The organism is Streptacidiphilus sp. MAP12-20, assembly GCF_041262525.1.
Taxonomy (GTDB): domain Bacteria; phylum Actinomycetota; class Actinomycetes; order Streptomycetales; family Streptomycetaceae; genus Streptacidiphilus.
In genome coordinates, this window is the sequence record NZ_JBGCCK010000004.1 from 38071 (window position 1) to 54858 (window position 16788).

Sequence of the window (16788 nt, forward strand, 5' to 3'; positions counted from 1 at the left end):
GCATCAACGCCCTCACCCTCTCCGACCCTCGCTGCAGGCCAGCGTACCGGGGGCCCCCACCCCTGCCGCCGCGCCCGCATCCCGCCCTACGCTGTCCGCCAAGCCCCCTCGCCACCCACGGATCACGGTGTCGCCGTCATCCGACGCAGGGGATCCTTCCGCTCCCGCCCTGCACGGCGGGGCCCAGTTGAGGGGGCACGTGCCCGCAGGACTGCCCGCAGACCGACACCCACGCCCGGTATCGCCGCCGCAAAGCAGGCCAACCGAACACGCACGCAGGCCACCGGAATGCGTTACCGGTATGGCTTGTTCATGTTGCCCGTTTTGACTGGCCAGCGCCCGCGCTTCCGCCCGGTCGCGCCGAGGGCGCTATGCTCCTCGATCCGCAGTCGCGGTCTGGTGACGCGGAGTTGGCAAGCGCGCAAGCTACCGAGGGGCCTGGTGCCCGCTCCGTGCCCCTGGCGTCAGCCCTTTTCGAAGCGGAAGCCGACGCCGCGCACCGTGGTGATGTAGCGGGGGCTGGCCGCGTCGTCGCCGAGCTTCTTGCGGAGCCAGGAGATGTGCATGTCCAGCGTCTTGGTCGAGGTCCACCACGTGGTGTCCCAGACCTCGCGCATGATCTGCTCGCGGGTCACGACGCGTCCGGCGTCGCGGACGAGGACGCGGAGCAGCTCGAACTCCTTGGCGGAGAGCTGCATCTCCTCGTCGCCGAGCCAGGCGCGGTGGGAGTCGACGTCGATCTTGACGCCGTGCGCGCCCGTCGTCAGGTCGCCGGTGCCGCGGCGCAGCAGTGCGCGGACGCGGGCCAGGAGCTCGGCCAGGCGGAAGGGCTTGGTGACGTAGTCGTCCGCGCCCGCGTCGAGGCCGACGACGGTGTCGACCTCGTCGGCACGCGCGGTCAGCACCAGCACCGGGAAGCCGTGGCCCTCGGCGCGGAGCCGGCGGGCGACCTCCAGGCCGTCCATGCCAGGGAGGCCGAGGTCGAGCACGAGCAGGTCGACGCTGCCGCCCGCGCTCGCGGTCTCCAGCGCGGAGGGGCCGTCCTCGCGGACGATCACCTCGTAGCCCTCGCGGCGCAGCGCGCGAGCGAGCGGCTCGGAGATGGCGATGTCGTCCTCGGCGAGCAGTACACGCGTCATGGCTCGATCGTAGTCCGCCCAGCGGCCGCCGTTCCGCTTCCATCGAACGGAGCATGACGGCCTGTTCCTCCGGGCCGATCGTGATCGACTGCCCTAACGTCAGCAAAAGGCATAAATGGAACATAAAGGGGAGAGGCGGCTCGGGCGATGACTCAGGACGTGGTTCGGGACCTCTCGGCGAAACCGGACCGCACCTTCTTCGGCCAGCCCTGGGGGCTGGCGACGCTCTTCACCACGGAGATGTGGGAGCGGTTCAGCTACTACGGCATGCGCGCGCTGCTCGTCCTCTACCTCACGGCCACGCCCGCCGAAGGCGGTCTCGGCTTCTCCACGAGCACGGCCACGGCGATCTACAGCGTCTACGTGTCCATGGTCTACCTGCTGACCCTGCCCGGCGGCTGGGTCGCGGACCGGATCTGGGGCCCGAAGAAGACGGTGGCCGTCGCCGGCTGCGTCATCATGATCGGCCACTTCACCCTGGCGGCGCCCGCGCCGTCCGCCTTCTTCATCGGCCTGGTCCTCATCGCGCTCGGCTCGGGCCTGCTCAAGGCCAACATCTCGACGATGGTCGGCCATCTCTACAGCGGCCCCAAGGACCCGCGCAGGGACGGCGGCTTCACCATCTTCTACATGGGCATCAACCTCGGCGCCTTCGCCGCCCCGCTGGTGATCGGCACCGTGGGACAGCGGGTCAACTGGCACCTCGGCTTCGCCCTCGCCGGAGTCGGCATGGGCATCGGCCTGATCATCTACCTGTTCGGGATGGGGACGCTGAGCCACCACAGCGACGCCGTGCCTACCCCCCTGAGTCGCGAGCAGCGGCGCAGCGTGCTGCGCAAGGGGCTGGCGTGGCTGGCCGTCGCCGTCGTCTTCTACGCCGTCGTCGGCGGGACCGGCCACTACACGGTGAACTGGGTGACGATCCCGCTGACCGTCATCGGCCTGCTCTTCCCTGCCTGGACGCTGCTCCGGATCAAGCGGGACCGCGACCTCTCCGCCGAGGAGAGCGCGAAAATGACCGGCTACATCTGGTTCTTCGTCGCTGCCGCCGTGTTCTGGATGATCTACGACCAGGGTGGCTCGACGCTCAACATCTTCGCCCAGAACAACACGGCCAACAGCCTCCTCGGCATCCACTTCCCCTCGAGCTGGTTCCAGTCGCTTAACCCCCTCTACATCATGGCGCTGGCTCCCGTCTTCGCCGTGATGTGGCAGCGCCTCGCCGCCCGGAACAAGGAGCCGGAGACCGCGACCAAGTTCTCGATCGGCCTGATGCTGGTCGGCGCCTCCTTCGCGGTCTTCCTGCTCGCCCTGGCCGCGGCCTCCGGCGGCACGAAGGTCACCCCGCTCTGGCTCTGCGTCGTCTACCTGATCCAGACCGTCGGCGAGCTCTGCCTCTCCCCCGTCGGCCTCTCGGTCACGACGAAGCTGGCGCCGGAGAAGTACGGCAGCCAGATGATGGGCGTCTGGTTCCTCGCGGTCACGGCGGGCGACTGCACGACCTCGCTCGCGACGACGGCCGGCGCGGACCTCAACAGCCGACCGTACGTCACGGCGGAGATCGCACTCGCGGTGCTGGCCGGCGTGGCGATCCTGCTGAACCGGCGGAAGATCCGGCGGTACCTCGGCGAGGTGCGCTGAGAACCATCTCACAGCGGGGAACCGGAGGCAGGACCTCCGGAAGCCATCGAATCAGCGGGCAAGTGGGTAAATCGCCGGAAGATTCATAGGCATCTCCGAGAATCGACGGAGGAATCTATGGCAGCTTTCGGGAAATACGTGAACCGGGCATAAAGATCAATAGCTCCGATCATGGTCAGACCCGCTCAAACGCTGACCTACAGTGGTCCGAATCCCGTAGCACCCGTTGCAAGGAACACAGCCATGCCGCCGATACCTGTCGACGTCGTCGCCGAGGCCACCGCCGTCGCCGCGAACGTCCCGAGCAAGAAGTCGTTCTTCGGTCACCCCCGAGGACTCTCGACGCTCTTCATGACCGAGATGTGGGAGCGGTTCAGCTTCTACGGCATGCGCGCGCTGCTGGTGCTCTACCTGGTCGCCCCGGCGAGCCAGGGCGGCCTGCACTTGAACGCCGCCACCGGCGCCGCGATCTACAGCGTCTACAACGCGATGGTCTACCTGCTCGCCCTCCCCGGCGGCTGGATCTCCGACCGCTTCTGGGGCGCGCGCAAGACCGTCATGGTCGGCGGCGTGGTCATCATGATCGGCCACTTCCTGCTGGCGGTTCCGGCCTCGGTCTCCTTCTTCGTCGGCCTCGGCTTCATCGCCCTCGGCTCCGGCCTGCTCAAGGCCAACATCTCGACGATGGTCGGCCACCTCTACCCGGACAAGAACGACCCGCGCCGGGACGGCGGCTTCACGATCTTCTACATGGGCATCAACCTCGGCGCCTTCGCCGCCCCGCTGGTGATCGGCACCGTGGGCCAGAAGGTCGACTGGCACCTGGGCTTCGCCCTCGCCGGAGTCGGCATGGCGGTGGGCCTGATCGTCTACATCTTCGGCGGTCGCCACCTGAGCCCGGTCAGCTCCGTCGTCACCTCGCCGCTGCCGGCCGCCGAGCGCGCGCCGCTGCTGCGCAAGGGACTGTTCTGGCTGGCCCTGGCCGTCGCCTTCTACGGCGTCGTCGCGCTGACCGGCAACTTCTCGATGCAGTGGATCATCTGGTCGCTGACCCTGGTCGGCCTGATCATCCCGATCATCGTCTTCGCCCGAATCAAGCGGGACCCCGACCTGTCCGGCGACGAGCGCAGCAAGCTCTCCGGCTACATCTGGTTCTTCGTCGCCGCCGCGATCTTCTGGATGATCTACGACCAGTCCGGCTCGACGCTGAACCTGTTCGCCCAGAACAACACGTCCAGCAAGCTCTTCGGCTTCGACTTCCCGAGCAGTTGGTTCCAGTCGCTCAACCCGCTCTACATCATGGCGCTGGCGCCGCTCGTCGCCTGGCTCTGGGTCTGGCTGCACCGTCGCGGGCAGAACCCGAGCACGGCCGTGAAGTTCGCCATCGGACTGGTGCTGATCGGCGTCTCCTTCGGCGTGATGATGCTGGCCATGGCCGCGGCCTCGGGCGGCGTGCTGGTCACCCCGCTCTGGCTGGCGCTTGTCTACCTGATCCAGACGGTCGGCGAGCTGACGCTCTCCCCCGTCGGGCTCTCGGTCACCACCAAGCTCGCGCCGAAGAAGTACGCCAGCCAGATGATGGGCATCTGGTTCCTCGCCGTCACGGCGGGCGACTGCGTCGCGGCGGTCCTGCAGCAGCTGATGGGCAACGCGTTCCTCAGCACGGCGTCCTTCGCGATCCAGGGCGCGGCGGCCGCGCTGGCCGGTGTCGCGATCTGGATGTACCGCAGGAAGGTGCGGGCCCTGATGGGCGACGTGCACTGACCTGACCCGTCTCGCGAAGAAGAGGGTGCCCCCGTCGGGGCACCCTCTTCTTCGCGTCGCGTCGCCGGGGTCAGCGCTGCTTGCGCAGTCGCCGCCACGGGGTCAGCACGAACACCGCCGCACCGAGCAGCAGCACCGTGCCGCCGACCAGGCCGAGCGCCTGGTACGGGGCGCTGCTGCCACCGGTGTTGGCGAGCCCGCCGTCCGCACCGCTGCTGCCGCCGATGCCGCTGGAGGCGGCTGCGGTCACCTGGAGGGTGAGCGAGGCGCCGGGCTTGCTGGCGGCGGTGCAGGTGGTGGTCGTGCCGAGCGCCTTGATCGTCAGCACGCCGGGGGCGAACTTCACCTCACCGGTGTGGCCGGGGGTGTAGGTCCCGGTCATGTCGCTGGGCTTGATGGGCGTATTGGCCGGGATGGCGGCCGGGTTGGCCTGACCGGTCAGGTTCAACTGCCCGTTGTCGGCGCCGGCGACGATGACGGTGGTGCTGGGCGTCATCGCCCCGGCCGGGATCGGCACCGGCGCGGTCGAGACGCCGGTCGCGAAGGACTCGGTGAGGGTGTACGAGGCACCGGACTTCACCGCGCTGATGGTGATGTCGGACGTGGCCGACTTGTTGCCGATCGGCGTGACGCAGTTGTAGTCGACGCTGACGGGCGTCCCGGGGAAGCTGGTGCCGCCACCGCCGCCGGTCGTGCCGCCCGTCGTCGTCCCGCCCGTCGTGGTTCCACCCGTCGTGGTCCCGCCGGTCGTGGTGGTGCCGCCGGAGGCGCCTGCGGTCACCTGGAGCGTGAGCGAGGGGCCGGGCTGGTTGGTGGCGGTGCAGGTGGTGGTCGTGCCGAGCGCCTTGATCGTCAGCACGCCGGGGGTGAAGGTCACCGAGCCACTGCCGTGCGGGGTGTAGGTGCCGGTCATGTCGGTGGGCTTGATCGGCGTGTTCGCCGGGATGTCGGCCGGATTGCCGGGGCCGGTCAGCGTCAGGCTGCCTTGGTCCGCGCCGCCGAGGACGACAGTGGTGCTGGGCACCATCGAACCGGCCGAGAGCGCGACCGGCGAAGAGGAGACACCGGAAGCGAAGGACTCGGTCAGGGCGTAGGAGTCACCGGACTTGACCGCGCTGATGGTGATGTCGGAGGTGGCGGACTTGACCCCGATCGGCGTCTGGCACGTGTAGGCGACGCTGACAGCGGTCCCGGGGAAGCTACTGCCGCCCCCGCCACCGGTCGTGCCGCCGGTCGTGGTTCCGCCCGTTGTCGTCCCACCAGTGGTCGTTCCCCCGGTCGTGGTCCCGCCCGTCGTGGTCGTGCCTCCCGTCGTGCCGCCTCCGCCCGACGCGACGTGAAGGGTCAGGCCGGGGGCGGGCGTGGAGTCCGGCTTGCACGAGGTGTCCGTGGACATCACGTTGACGTTGTAGTCCGCAGGCGTGAAGGTCACGTCGCCCGCCGTGGTCAGCTTCACCGTGGCCTTCATGTCCGAGAGGACCATCGGCGAGTTCTTCGGTATCGGCGGGTTGGTGCGGGTTCCGGCGACCGCGAGGGTCCCGGTCTGCGCGCCGCCCAGGGTCAGGTGGCCGGTCGGCAGGACCGAGTTGGCGCTCAGGTCGATGTAACCGGGATTGTCCGACGCCGCCTTCACCGTCTTCCAGGTGATGTTGACGGTGTCACCCGCCTTCGGACTGCTGTTGTCGCTGGTGATGTCCACGGTCGTGGTCCCGTGCACCGTGCTGCCGATCGGTGGGTTGCACGTGGTCGCGAAACTGAGGTCGGCCGCCGACGCGCTCGGCGCGCCCACAATGAGTGAGGTGCCGGCCAGGGCCATCACGATGCCCCCGGCCAGCCGGATCCTGTTCACGTGTCAGTGAGCCTTTCCGCTTGAGGTGGTCGGACCAGGGGTGCGGGCCTGGGTGGTGCGGTCGTGGTCACCGTGCCGGGGGCGAACCACGGCAGGGTGAGCTCGGAAGGTCGCGGGGGCCGGGCGGAGCGGTGGGCCGCCGTCGGCGCGTAGTCGGGCATCGGCGGCAGGAGCTGCGTCGGCGGTTCCGGGACCTCCGGACGATCCTCGGCCGGGGGCGGGTCGCCCGCGCGGCGGCGGCCGAGGCGGGCGCGTCGGCGTTCCCTGCGGCGTTCGGTGACGTCGGGGCGGACCTTGTCCAGCACCGCCAGTCCGGCCCGGAAGAGGCCGACCGCGACGACGATCCCGAGCAGCGCCCAGAAGACGTCCACGCCCCAGGCCACCGGCAGGTCCTCGCTCTCGGTGGCGAGCGTCCGGCCCTGGTAGCGGAGGGCCACGTAGTAGCGGCCGTTGGCCCCCGAGGCGAACTGCACCGGCAGGTCGATCTCCGCCTTCTGGCCGGGCTGCAGCACGCCCTGCCAGGGCGCGGCGCTCCAGTCGGGCGCGAAGACCGAGTGCCAGGTGCCGAGTTCGAACTCCGGGTTGGCGAGCGGGCTGCCGCCCATATTGGCGACGATCGCCTTGAACGTCCGGTTCGGTGGCGCGCCGAAGATGTTGAGCATGCCGTTGTCGCCGCTCAACGATGCGCTCAGCAGCACGAGTTGGCCGTTGCCTGCGGCGTCCTGCGGGATCGGCTTCGTCGGTGCGCCGATGACGTCGAAAGCGGTGTCGAGGCTCAGCTGTGCGCCGGTGACGGTGCTGACGTGGATCACGCAGGGGCACGGCTGCGGCGGCGTCTGCACGGCCAGCTGCTGCACGAAGCGGCCGGCGGCGTCGGTGGTGACCGCGCGGCCGGAGGCGTTGGCGCAGTCGTCGGTCCCGGCCACCGCGTTCTGGCCGCAGAGCAGCACGGTGAGCAGCGCGTGGGCGGGCCAGCCGGAGCCGGCCACGGTCGTGGTCGCGCCCGGCTTGGCCGCGTCCGGCAGCGGTGCGGCGACCGGGCCGCCCGCCGCGTGCGCGGTGGCGGCCGGAAGCGCGAGCACCGAGAGGGTGAGCAGAAGCGCCGTGAGCAGCGCGCGGAGGGTCTTCACGCCGCGGCCTCCACGGGCTCGCGGGTCCATCGGCGTCCGCCGCGGTGGATCCTGCGACGCTTGGCGCGCCGCCAGAACCACCAGCCCGCACCGGCCAGCAGCAGCACGACCACCCCGACCACCAGCCAGGGCATCGCCAGGTAGCCGCCGCTGCCGACCGCGCTCGTCGCGCCGTCGCTGGCCTTGACCGTCACCGACACGTCGTCGAACTGCGGCGGGCTCGGCAGCGCGAGAGTGAGCTGCACGGACTGGCCCGGCAGGAGCTCGATCCCGGTGTCTGTCGGTGCCCGGTGATAGACAGAACCGAACCAGCCGCTCTCGCTGATCTCGACGCGCGGGTGGAGCGTCGCGTTGCCGTGGTTGGTGAGCGTGAAGTGCAGTGTGCCCTTGCTCGCGCCCAGTCCGGGGAGGAGCGGGGCGGTGCGCTGCACGCTGACGGAGTCGACGCTGAGAGCCGGTACGGAGGTGCCGGACACGTGCAGGTAGATGCGCGCGCCCACGGCGCGCTTGATGCCTACGGCCATGCCGCCCTGCTGGGTGGTGGCCTCGGTCCCGGTCTCGACCGCGACGATCGCACCGGGGTGGTCGCCCGGCTCGGCGGTGGCGGGGATGGCCAGGGTGAAGGGGATGTCGGCGCGGGTCCTGGCGGGCACGGTGAGCTGCTGGGTGTTGAGTGTGAGCCACCTGCCCACGCCGGTCATCGGCTGGCCCGCCGTACGCAGCGCGAAGCCGCCGTCGCGCGGGGTGTTGTAGGCGTCGGCGCCGTAGAACTGGAAGGCCATCGGCTTGTCGGTCAGGTTGACCACGGAGACGCGGTCGCTGATCGTCCGGCCGGGGGCGGATTCGAGGTAGAAGTACTGCCGGTCACTCGGCCCCGGCGTCGCCGTACCGGCGGGCGGGGTCGGGAAGACGGCCCAGGTGCCGTTGTTCGCGGCCTGCGCGGCGCCTGCGCCGCCGAGCAGCAGCGCACCGAACGCCAGCAGCGCGGCCAGCACGGCCGCGAGAGGTCTGAGCAGCCATGCCGCTGGGGACGGTCGGGACGGTGGTACCGGCATGGGTCAGCCTCCCCTTGCGGGGCCCGGGGGTGTGCGCCCCCGGGCCCCTTGGACAAGTACGGTGGTGCGTCGTGCGCGGTGCTCCTTACGCCAGGGTCAGCGTCAGGGTCGAGGTGTAGGCCCCGGGCGCGGTGAACGCCGGGACGGTGAGGGTCAGGCCCGCGTTGGCCGCGAACTGACCACCGGTCAGCGTCGCTGCCGGGGTGCTGGCCAGGGTCGCGCCGGTCGCGCCGACGACACCGGCGGAGCCGGCGACGCAGGTGCTCGGGCTGCCCGTGGTGGTGGTGCAGGACGGCGTCCAGCTGAGGGCGGCGGCCGGGAGGCTCGCCGTGCCGGGGCCGGTGAAGTTGGTGTTGCTGGCCGTCAGGGTCCAGCCCGTGGATCCACCGCGGTAGTCCAGGACGGTGACGGTGTTGAGGGTGCCGGTCGACGCGCCGCCGGTACCGAAGGGCACGGGCGTCATGGTGACCGAGGTGCCCGACTGCGTCATGCTCAGGGTCCCCGCCAGTACGGTCGAGTTGAGCGACTGCTGCAGGTCACCGGGCTTGACGGTGGCGGTGACGGTGAACGGGATCGGCGGAGCGGCCTTGGTCGGGTCGTAGGTCGATCCCTCGAAGGCGATGATTCCGGTCGTGGTCGGCGCGTTGACGGTCAGCGTGCCGCTGATGTTGCCGCTGGCGTCCGAGGTCACCTGGGCCACGTCGCCGGTCCCGGCGGTGCCCGCGAAGCCCGCGATGATGACCGGGGAGCTCGCGGTGAAGCCGGATCCGGACACGCTCACCTTGGTGCCGACCGGGCCCTGGTTCGGCGTGGCCGTCGCGGTGCGGTTGTTCGGGATGGTGACGGTCAGCGAGTTGGACGTCGGCGCGGGCGGGGTGTCCACGGTGCAGACGGTGTTGGTTCCGGCCACGCTGATGGTGTCGCCGTCCGGCGCGAAGTTGATCGTTCCGGTGGCCGGAGCCACGAAGGTGCCGGTCATCTTGATCTCGGGGAAGGCCCCGCCCGGCGGGATGGCCGGGTTGTTGATCTGGGCCGCCGTGGCCGCGACCTGGACCTGCGCGGTCGACGCCCCGCTGAGCTGCACGTCACCGGTGGCGCTGACGCTGCCGGCCGGCACGGTGAAGCTGGAGACGTTGCCGGAGGCCGCCTTGACGACGTCGAAGGTGACCGTCACCGTCTCCCCCGCCGTCGGCGTGGTGTCGGAGAGGCTGACCGTCGCCTGCGTGGTGCCGTGCTGAGCAGGGAGACCGGCGATCGCCGGCGGCACGCAGGTGGTGGCGTAGGAGACGGTCGTCCCCGCCGACGAGGCGGCGCTCGCGGACCCGGCGAGGGCCAGCGGCAGGCCGACGACGAGCGCGGCAGCCCCGCCCCATGCTGCGGCTCGTCTGCGACGAGAAGAGTGCTGGAACACGTTGGTGGTGCTCCTTTCGGTGGTCGGACGGCGTACACGCCCAGTGCGTGACCGCCGTCACGGTCACCGCGGCTCCGCCGTCAGGAACACCAGCTACCGAGGGGTGCGGCCCCGGACTATCCTGCGATCGGCGCTACGGTGCCGTGCGGGCCGGCCGCCCTGATTCCCTTGCTGTGGACGGGGCGGTCGGCCTCGTGCACAGGGAAGTCCCATCCCCCCTGCAGGCCAATATTGACGACCCGTCAGATTTAGAAGTCAAGGCAAAACGTTCACATGCGCACATTGGGACGACCGGGGCGGTTGCGGCGGGTGAGCCAGAGGGCGCCGGAGACGCCGACGAGCAGCACGGTGCCGCCGAACAGGCCGAAGGCGACGGCGTCGTCCGCCGGTCCGGTCTGAGGCAAGCTGCCGCTACCGCTCGTGGTGCTGCCGGTGCTGCCCGTGCTGCCGGTACTGCCGCCGGTGCTCGTGGTGCTGCCCGACGAGGCGCCGGTGACGTTGAGCGTGAGTGCGACGGGGACGTTCGCGGCCGTGCAGTCGGTCTCGGTGCCGAGCGCCTTGATCACCAGCTTGCCGGGAGTCAGGGTGACCGAACCGTTCTTCTTCGGCGTGTAGGTGCCGGTCATGCTGCCGAGCCTGATCGGGCTGTTGGCCGGGATGGTCGCCGCATTGCCGGTGCCCTGCGCGAGAAAACTGCCCGAGTCGGCGCCGCCGACGGTCACATACACGCTCGGCACCATGGAACCCGCCCCGAGGGCGACCGGACTCGAGGAGACCCCATTGGTGAAGGTGACCGTCACCGCGTAACTCGACCCGCTGGGCGTCGCCTCGATATCGACCTGCGAGGTCGCCGACTTGTCGCCGATCGGCGACTTGCACGAATAGTTGACCGCTACGGTCGACGCCTGCGCGGGCGTGCCCGCCACCCCCGCGATGCCGAGGGCGAGCAGCCCCGCCGCAACCCCCTTCGTGACCCTTCCACTCCTGCCGCTCACGCTCGCCCTCCTCCGGACCGTGCACCTTACTGACGCGTCGTCAGATTCTCGCTGACGGTACGACAGGCACACGGCGGGGGGAACCCTCGTGCAGCGACCTTCTCATTGAGCAGTGGGAGCTTCCTGGTGCGCGAGCGCGGCCGGGGGCGCGTCAGAGAACCCGCACGCCTCCCTGCCAGACGCCGCTGACCAGCGGAACCCCCGGCCGGTACGCGAGGTGCACGTGCGAGGGCGCGTCCAACAGCGCGAGATCGGCGCGCGCCCCGGACGCGAGGTGCCCGACGTCGGAGCGGCGCAGCGCCCGCGCCCCGCCGAGCGTCGCGGCGACGACGGCCTCGTCCGGCGTCATCCCCATCTCCCGCACGGCGACGGCGATGCAGAACGGCATCGAGCTGGTGAAGCTCGACCCCGGGTTGCAGTCGGTGGAGAGCGCGACGCTCACCCCCGCGTCGATCAGCCGGCGCGCGTCGGGATAGACGGCGCGCGTGGAGAACTCCGCGCCGGGGAGCAGCGTCGCGACGGTCGTCTCGTGCGCGTCCGCGAGCGCCTTCACGTCCTCGTCGGTCAGGTGCGTGCAGTGGTCGGCGGAGGCCGCGCCGAGCTCGACGGCGAGCTGGACGCCGGGTCCGGCCGTCAGCTGGTTGGCGTGGACGCGCGGGGTCAGTCCACGGGCGGCTCCGGCGGTGAGGATCGCCCGCGCCTGGTCACCGTCGAAGGCCCCGCGCTCGCAGAACACGTCCACCCAGCGCGCGTGCGGCGCGCAGGCGTCGAGCATGGGTCCGGTGACCAGCTCCACGTAGCCGGCCGGGTCGTCCGCGTACTCGGGTGCGACGACGTGCGCGCCGAGATAGGTGGTCTCGGCGGTGTGCGCGGCGGCGATCCGCAGGGACCGGGCCTCGTCCTCGACGGTCAGCCCGTAGCCGGACTTCACCTCGACGGTGGTGGTGCCCTGTCGCAGGGCCTCTGCGAGGTAGCGGCGGACGTTGGCGTCGAGCGCCTCGTCGGTGGCGGCGCGGGTGGCCGCGACGGTGGTGCGGATGCCTCCGGCGGTGTAGCTCTGCCCGGACATCCGCGCGTTGAACTCGGCGGTGCGGTCGCCTGCGAAGACGAGATGCGAGTGCGAGTCGACGAACCCGGGGATGGCCGCGCGACCCTCGGCGTCCACCCGCTCGTCGGCGCCGGGCGCGGAGGCGGCTGCGCCGACCCAGGCGATGCGGGATCCCTCGATGACGAGCGCGGCGTCGGTGAGGGTGCCGTGCTCGGGGTCGTTGGTGAGCAGGGAACCAATATTGGTGATCAACGTCGACATTTCGCTCCTTGGGTTCGTTGCACCATCAGGGGCGCGGGGAACTGCGCGACAAGCCACCCACGAGCGGGCCACTGAACGAGCTGGGCCATCCGCACAGGGTGGTTTCTCGCGCAGTTCCTCGCGCCCCTGGGGGTCCTCTCAGCTTCTGAGTGCGGCAATTGCCTGGTGAAGCGCCTTGCCCGTCTCGGGGACAGCCAGATGCACACCGTCCCGCACCACGACCCGGCCGCCGACGACCACGTCCCGCACATCCGCCGACGTCGCCGCGAACACCGCCGTCTCCACGCCGAGTCGGGCCACCGGCCCGGCCGTGCGCGGCGTGTCCAGGGCCACCGTGCAGAAATCGGCGAGCGCCCCGCGCTCCAAGCGGCCGGCCTCGTCCCAGCCCAGGGACGCGTGGCCGTCCTCCGTCGCGGCGCGCAGCAGCGCCGCCGCCGTCCAGTGGCCGCGCTGCTGCGTCGCCAGACGCTCGTTCAGCTCCAGGGCCCGCGCCTCCTCGAAGAGGTCGATCACCGCGTGGCTGTCCGAGCCCAGCGAGATCGGGCAGCCGCCGCTCGCCAGCTGACGGGCGGGGCCGATGCCGTCGGCCAGGTCCCGCTCGGTCGTGGGGCACATGCAGATCACCGTGGAGGTGTCCGTCAGCAGCCGCTGGTCCTCGCTGGTCAGATGGGTCGCGTGCACGGCCGACGTACGCGGGCCGAGGACGCCGTGGCGGGCGAGCAGCTGCGTGGGCGTCAGCCCGTAGACGCTCTGGCAGGCCTCGTTCTCGGCGACCTGCTCCGAGAGGTGCACATGCAGCGGCGCGCGTCGCTCCTTCGCCCAGGCGGCGACCGTGCCGAGCTCCTCGGCGGGCACCGCCCGCACCGAGTGGATCGCCGCACCGATCTTCGCGTGATCGCGATCCTTGAGCAGCGACACGCGCGTCGCCCATGCCTCCGCCGTGACGTCGCTGAACCGCACCTGGTGCCGGTTCGGCGGCTCGCCGAAGCCGGAGGAGAGGTAGCAGGCGTCCAGCAGCGTGATCCGGATGCCGGCCCGCGACGCCGCCTCGATCAGCGCCTCGCCCATCGCGTTCGGGTCCGCATAGGGCGCGCCGCCCATCTGGTGGTGGACGTAGTGGAACTCGCCCACCGAGGTGACGCCCGCGAGGGCCATCTCCGCGTAGACCGCCGTCGCGAGCGCGAGGTAGTTGTCGGGGTCGAGCGCGTCGGCGGCCCGGTACATGGTGTCGCGCCAGGTCCAGAAGGTGCCGCTGCCCACCTGCACGGTGCCGCGCAGCGCGCGGTGGAAGGCGTGCGAGTGGGCGTTGGCGGTGCCGGGCAGGGCCAGCCCGGTGAGCACGGTCGCGCCCGCCGGCGCGGGGCCGCTGTCCGGGGTGAGCGAGCTGATCCGGCCCGTCGCGTCCACCTCGATCCTGACCGCGTCCTCGACGGCGGGCATCGACCCGCCCTCGCGACGCAGCCAGGCGTGCGGGGCCCAGAAGACACTCGACCCGGGCTCGCGCACCACTGGCTCACTCGCCACTGGGTCACTCAACGACATGCCAACGCCTCCAGTACCTTGGCCAGCGCGGCGACCCCGGCCAGGCAGTCGGGCTCCTCCGCCGACTCGGCGGGCGAGTGGGAGACGCCCGTGGGGTTCCGCACGAACAGCATCGCAGTCGGGATCGCCGAGGAGAGGATCCCGGCGTCGTGGCCTGCCCCGGTCGGCAGCACCGGGGTGTCCGGGCCGAGCACCGCGACGAGCTCGTCGCGCAGCGGCGCGTCGAAGTCGACGACCGGCGTGTACGACTCGCGCACGATCTCCGCCCGCACGCCGTCGCGCTCCGCCCGCTCACGGGCGGCCGAGCTGATCTCCTCGACGAGCGCCGTCAGCGTGGCCTCGTCCGCCGCACGCGAGTCGAGCCAGCCGCGTACCAGCGAGGCGATCGCGTTGGTGCCGTTGGGCTCCACGTTCACCTTGCCGAAGGTGGCGAGCGCGCCCGCGAGCCGTGCCTTCTTCCGCGCCGCGAGAACGGTGTTCGCGTAGGTGAGCATCGGATCGCGCCGGTCCTCCAGGCGCGTCGTCCCGGCGTGGTTGGCCTCGCCGTGGAAGTCGAAGCGCCACCGCCCGTGCGGCCAGATCGAGGAGGCGACGCCCACCGCGTTCGGGGTGTCGGCCAGGAACCGGCCCTGCTCCACGTGCAGCTCGACGTAGGCGCCGACGCGAGCGAGCCGCGCCGCGTCCTTCCCGATCGCGGCCGGGTCCTGCCCGGCCGCCTCCATCGCGTCCGGCAGCCAGACGCCGTCGGCGTCGCGCAGCTTGTACGCCTGGTCCTGCGTCAGCACGCCCGCCGTCAACCGGGAACCGACGCAGGCGACGCCGAAGCGCGCGCCCTCCTCGTCCACGAAGTTGGTCAGCGCGATCGGCCGCGTCGGACGCACCCCCCGCGCGCGCAGCGCGTCGAGCGCCGAGAAGGAGGAGATGACGCCCAGCGGCCCGTCGTAGGCGCCGCCGTCCGGGACGGAGTCCAGGTGGGAGCCGGTGACGATGGCCCCTTCACCTTCCGGATCTCCGTACCAGGCCCACTGGTTGCCGTTGCGGTCCACCTCGTAGGTCAAGCCGCGCTTGCCGGCCTGCTCCTCGAACCACGCGCGGCACTCGGCGTCGGCGCTGGTCCAGGCGTGCCGACGGTAGCCGCCGGACGCCTGGTAGCGGCCGACGGGGAGGAGCTCGTCCCACATCAGGCGGTAGCCGTCCGCGGCGTCGCCGAGCTCCTCCTCGTAAGCCTTCGTCATCGCGAGGTCACTCACCCTCGCGCATCGGCACGCGCACACCGCGCTCGTCCGCGACGTCCGCGGCGAGGTCGTAGCCCGCGTCGACGTGGCGGATGACGCCCATGCCCGGGTCGTTGGTGAGCACCCGGCGGATCTTCTCGCCCGCCAGCTTCGTGCCGTCCGCGACCGTGACCTGACCCGCGTGGATCGAGCGGCCGATGCCGACGCCGCCGCCGTGGTGGATGGAGACCCAGGACGCGCCGGAGGCCACGTTGACCATGGCGTTCAGCAGCGGCCAGTCCGCGATCGCGTCCGAGCCGTCCAGCATGGCCTCGGTCTCCCGGTACGGGGACGCGACCGAACCGCAGTCGAGATGGTCACGACCGATCACGATCGGCGCGGCCAGCTCGCCGGAGGCGACCATGTCGTTGAAGCGCTCACCGGCCTTGTCCCGCTCGCCGTAACCGAGCCAGCAGATCCGCGCGGGCAGACCCTGGAAGTGGACCCGCTCGCCGGCCATCTTCATCCAGCGAGCCAGCGACTCGTTCTCCGGGAAGAGCTCCAGGATCGCCTTGTCGGTCTTGGCGATGTCCTGCGGGTCGCCGGAGAGCGCGGCCCAGCGGAACGGGCCCTTGCCTTCGCAGAACAGGGGGCGGATGTAGGCGGGCACGAAGCCGGGGAAGTCGAACGCCCGGGAGTAGCCCGCGAGCTGGGCCTCGCCGCGGATCGAGTTGCCGTAGTCGAAGACCTCGGCACCCTTGTCCATGAAACCGACCATCGCCTCGACGTGCTTGGCCATCGCTTCGCGCGAACGCTCGGTGAACTCGGCCGGCTTCTCGGCCGCGTAGGCGGCCATGTCGTCGAAGTCGACACCGAGGGGCAGGTAGGCCAGCGGGTCGTGCGCGCTGGTCTGGTCGGTGACGATGTCGATCGGCGCGTCCATCGCCAGCATCGCCGGGACCAGCTCGGCGGCGTTGCCGAGCAGACCGATGGAGAGCGGCTTGCGCGCGTCGCGGGCCTCGACCGCCAACTCCAGCGCGTGCTTGAGGTCCTTCGCCTCCACGTCCAGGTAGCGGTGCTCGATCCGGCGGGAGATACGGGACGGGTCGCAGTCGATGCAGATCGCGACGCCGTCGTTCATCGTGACCGCGAGCGGCTGCGCGCCACCCATGCCACCGAGACCGGCGGTGAGCGTGATCGTCCCGGCGAGGGTCCCGTTGAAGCGCTTGGCCGCGACGGCGGCGAAGGTCTCGTAGGTGCCCTGGAGAATGCCCTGCGTGCCGATGTAGATCCACGAGCCGGCCGTCATCTGGCCGTACATCGTGAGACCGAGGTTCTCCAGCCGCCGGAACTCCTCCCAGTTGGCCCAGTCGCCGACCAGGTTGGAGTTCGCGATCAGCACCCGCGGCGCCCACTCGTGCGTCTGCATGACGCCGACCGGACGGCCGGACTGGACCAGCATGGTCTCGTCCTGCTTCAGGGTCTGCAGGGTTCGGACCATTGCGTCGTAGGAACGCCAGTCACGGGCGGCCTTGCCGGTCCCGCCGTAGACCACGAGCTTCTCGGGGTGCTCGGCGACCTCCGGGTCGAGATTGTTGTTCAGCATGCGCAGGGCGGCCTCCTGCTGCCAGCCCAAAGTGCTGAGGGTAGTGCCGCGTGCGGCACGGACCGTGCGAGGGCCGCTCTGCTGCTGCGCCATGGCTTCCGTCCTCCTTGGATGGATCCATTCAGTAGTGACG

12 protein-coding genes are annotated in these 16788 nt (G+C 70.9%); 2 read left to right on the top strand and 10 right to left on the bottom strand.

Annotation, left to right across the window (positions count from 1 at the left end):
• Positions 1-464: 464 nt before the first annotated feature.
• On the bottom strand, positions 465-1139 hold the full coding sequence (locus ABIA32_RS06335; RefSeq protein WP_370092857.1) for a response regulator transcription factor: 675 nt from the start codon (positions 1137-1139) through the stop codon (positions 465-467).
• Positions 1140-1286: 147 nt separating this feature from the next.
• Here ABIA32_RS06335 and ABIA32_RS06340 point away from each other — a divergent pair, with 147 nt between their 5' ends.
• Positions 1287-2780, top strand: coding sequence for a peptide MFS transporter (locus ABIA32_RS06340; RefSeq protein WP_370092858.1), 1494 nt, complete (start codon positions 1287-1289; stop codon positions 2778-2780).
• Between the two features lie 243 nt (positions 2781-3023).
• Positions 3024-4544: a peptide MFS transporter gene (locus tag ABIA32_RS06345; RefSeq protein ID WP_370092859.1), complete on the top strand. Its 1521-nt coding sequence runs from the start codon at positions 3024-3026 to the stop codon at positions 4542-4544.
• Positions 4545-4614: 70 nt separating this feature from the next.
• On the opposite strand, the gene ABIA32_RS06350 is transcribed toward ABIA32_RS06345, so the two are convergent.
• From ABIA32_RS06350 to hutU, 9 genes are all read right to left on the bottom strand, one after another.
• Positions 4615-6393 (bottom strand): hypothetical protein, encoded by a 1779-nt coding sequence (locus ABIA32_RS06350; RefSeq protein ID WP_370092860.1) that lies wholly within the window; start codon positions 6391-6393, stop codon positions 4615-4617.
• Positions 6390-7523: a hypothetical protein gene (locus ABIA32_RS06355; RefSeq protein WP_370092861.1), complete on the bottom strand. Its 1134-nt coding sequence runs from the start codon at positions 7521-7523 to the stop codon at positions 6390-6392. Before ABIA32_RS06355 ends, ABIA32_RS06350 begins: the two co-directional genes overlap by 4 nt.
• On the bottom strand, positions 7520-8578 hold the full coding sequence (locus ABIA32_RS06360) for a DUF916 domain-containing protein (protein ID WP_370092862.1): 1059 nt from the start codon (positions 8576-8578) through the stop codon (positions 7520-7522). The genes ABIA32_RS06355 and ABIA32_RS06360 overlap by 4 nt, the downstream gene beginning before the upstream one ends.
• A gap of 85 nt (positions 8579-8663) precedes the next feature.
• Positions 8664-9989, bottom strand: a complete 1326-nt coding sequence (locus ABIA32_RS06365; RefSeq protein WP_370092863.1) for a WxL domain-containing protein — start codon at positions 9987-9989, stop codon at positions 8664-8666.
• 269 nt (positions 9990-10258) lie between these two features.
• Positions 10259-10984, bottom strand: a complete 726-nt coding sequence (locus tag ABIA32_RS06370; RefSeq protein ID WP_370092864.1) for an LPXTG cell wall anchor domain-containing protein — start codon at positions 10982-10984, stop codon at positions 10259-10261.
• A gap of 151 nt (positions 10985-11135) precedes the next feature.
• Complete coding sequence (hutI, locus tag ABIA32_RS06375) at positions 11136-12293, bottom strand: imidazolonepropionase (RefSeq protein ID WP_370092865.1); 1158 nt, start codon at positions 12291-12293, stop codon at positions 11136-11138.
• Between the two features lie 138 nt (positions 12294-12431).
• Positions 12432-13835, bottom strand: coding sequence for a formimidoylglutamate deiminase (locus ABIA32_RS06380; RefSeq protein WP_370092866.1), 1404 nt, complete (start codon positions 13833-13835; stop codon positions 12432-12434).
• Positions 13826-15016: an allantoate amidohydrolase gene (locus ABIA32_RS06385; RefSeq protein WP_370093153.1), complete on the bottom strand. Its 1191-nt coding sequence runs from the start codon at positions 15014-15016 to the stop codon at positions 13826-13828. Before ABIA32_RS06385 ends, ABIA32_RS06380 begins: the two co-directional genes overlap by 10 nt.
• A gap of 61 nt (positions 15017-15077) precedes the next feature.
• Positions 15078-16748 carry a urocanate hydratase gene (gene hutU, locus ABIA32_RS06390; protein ID WP_370092867.1) on the bottom strand — a complete coding sequence of 557 codons (1671 nt, stop codon included), beginning with the start codon at positions 16746-16748 and terminating at the stop codon, positions 15078-15080.
• Between the last annotated feature and the right edge of the window lie 40 nt (positions 16749-16788).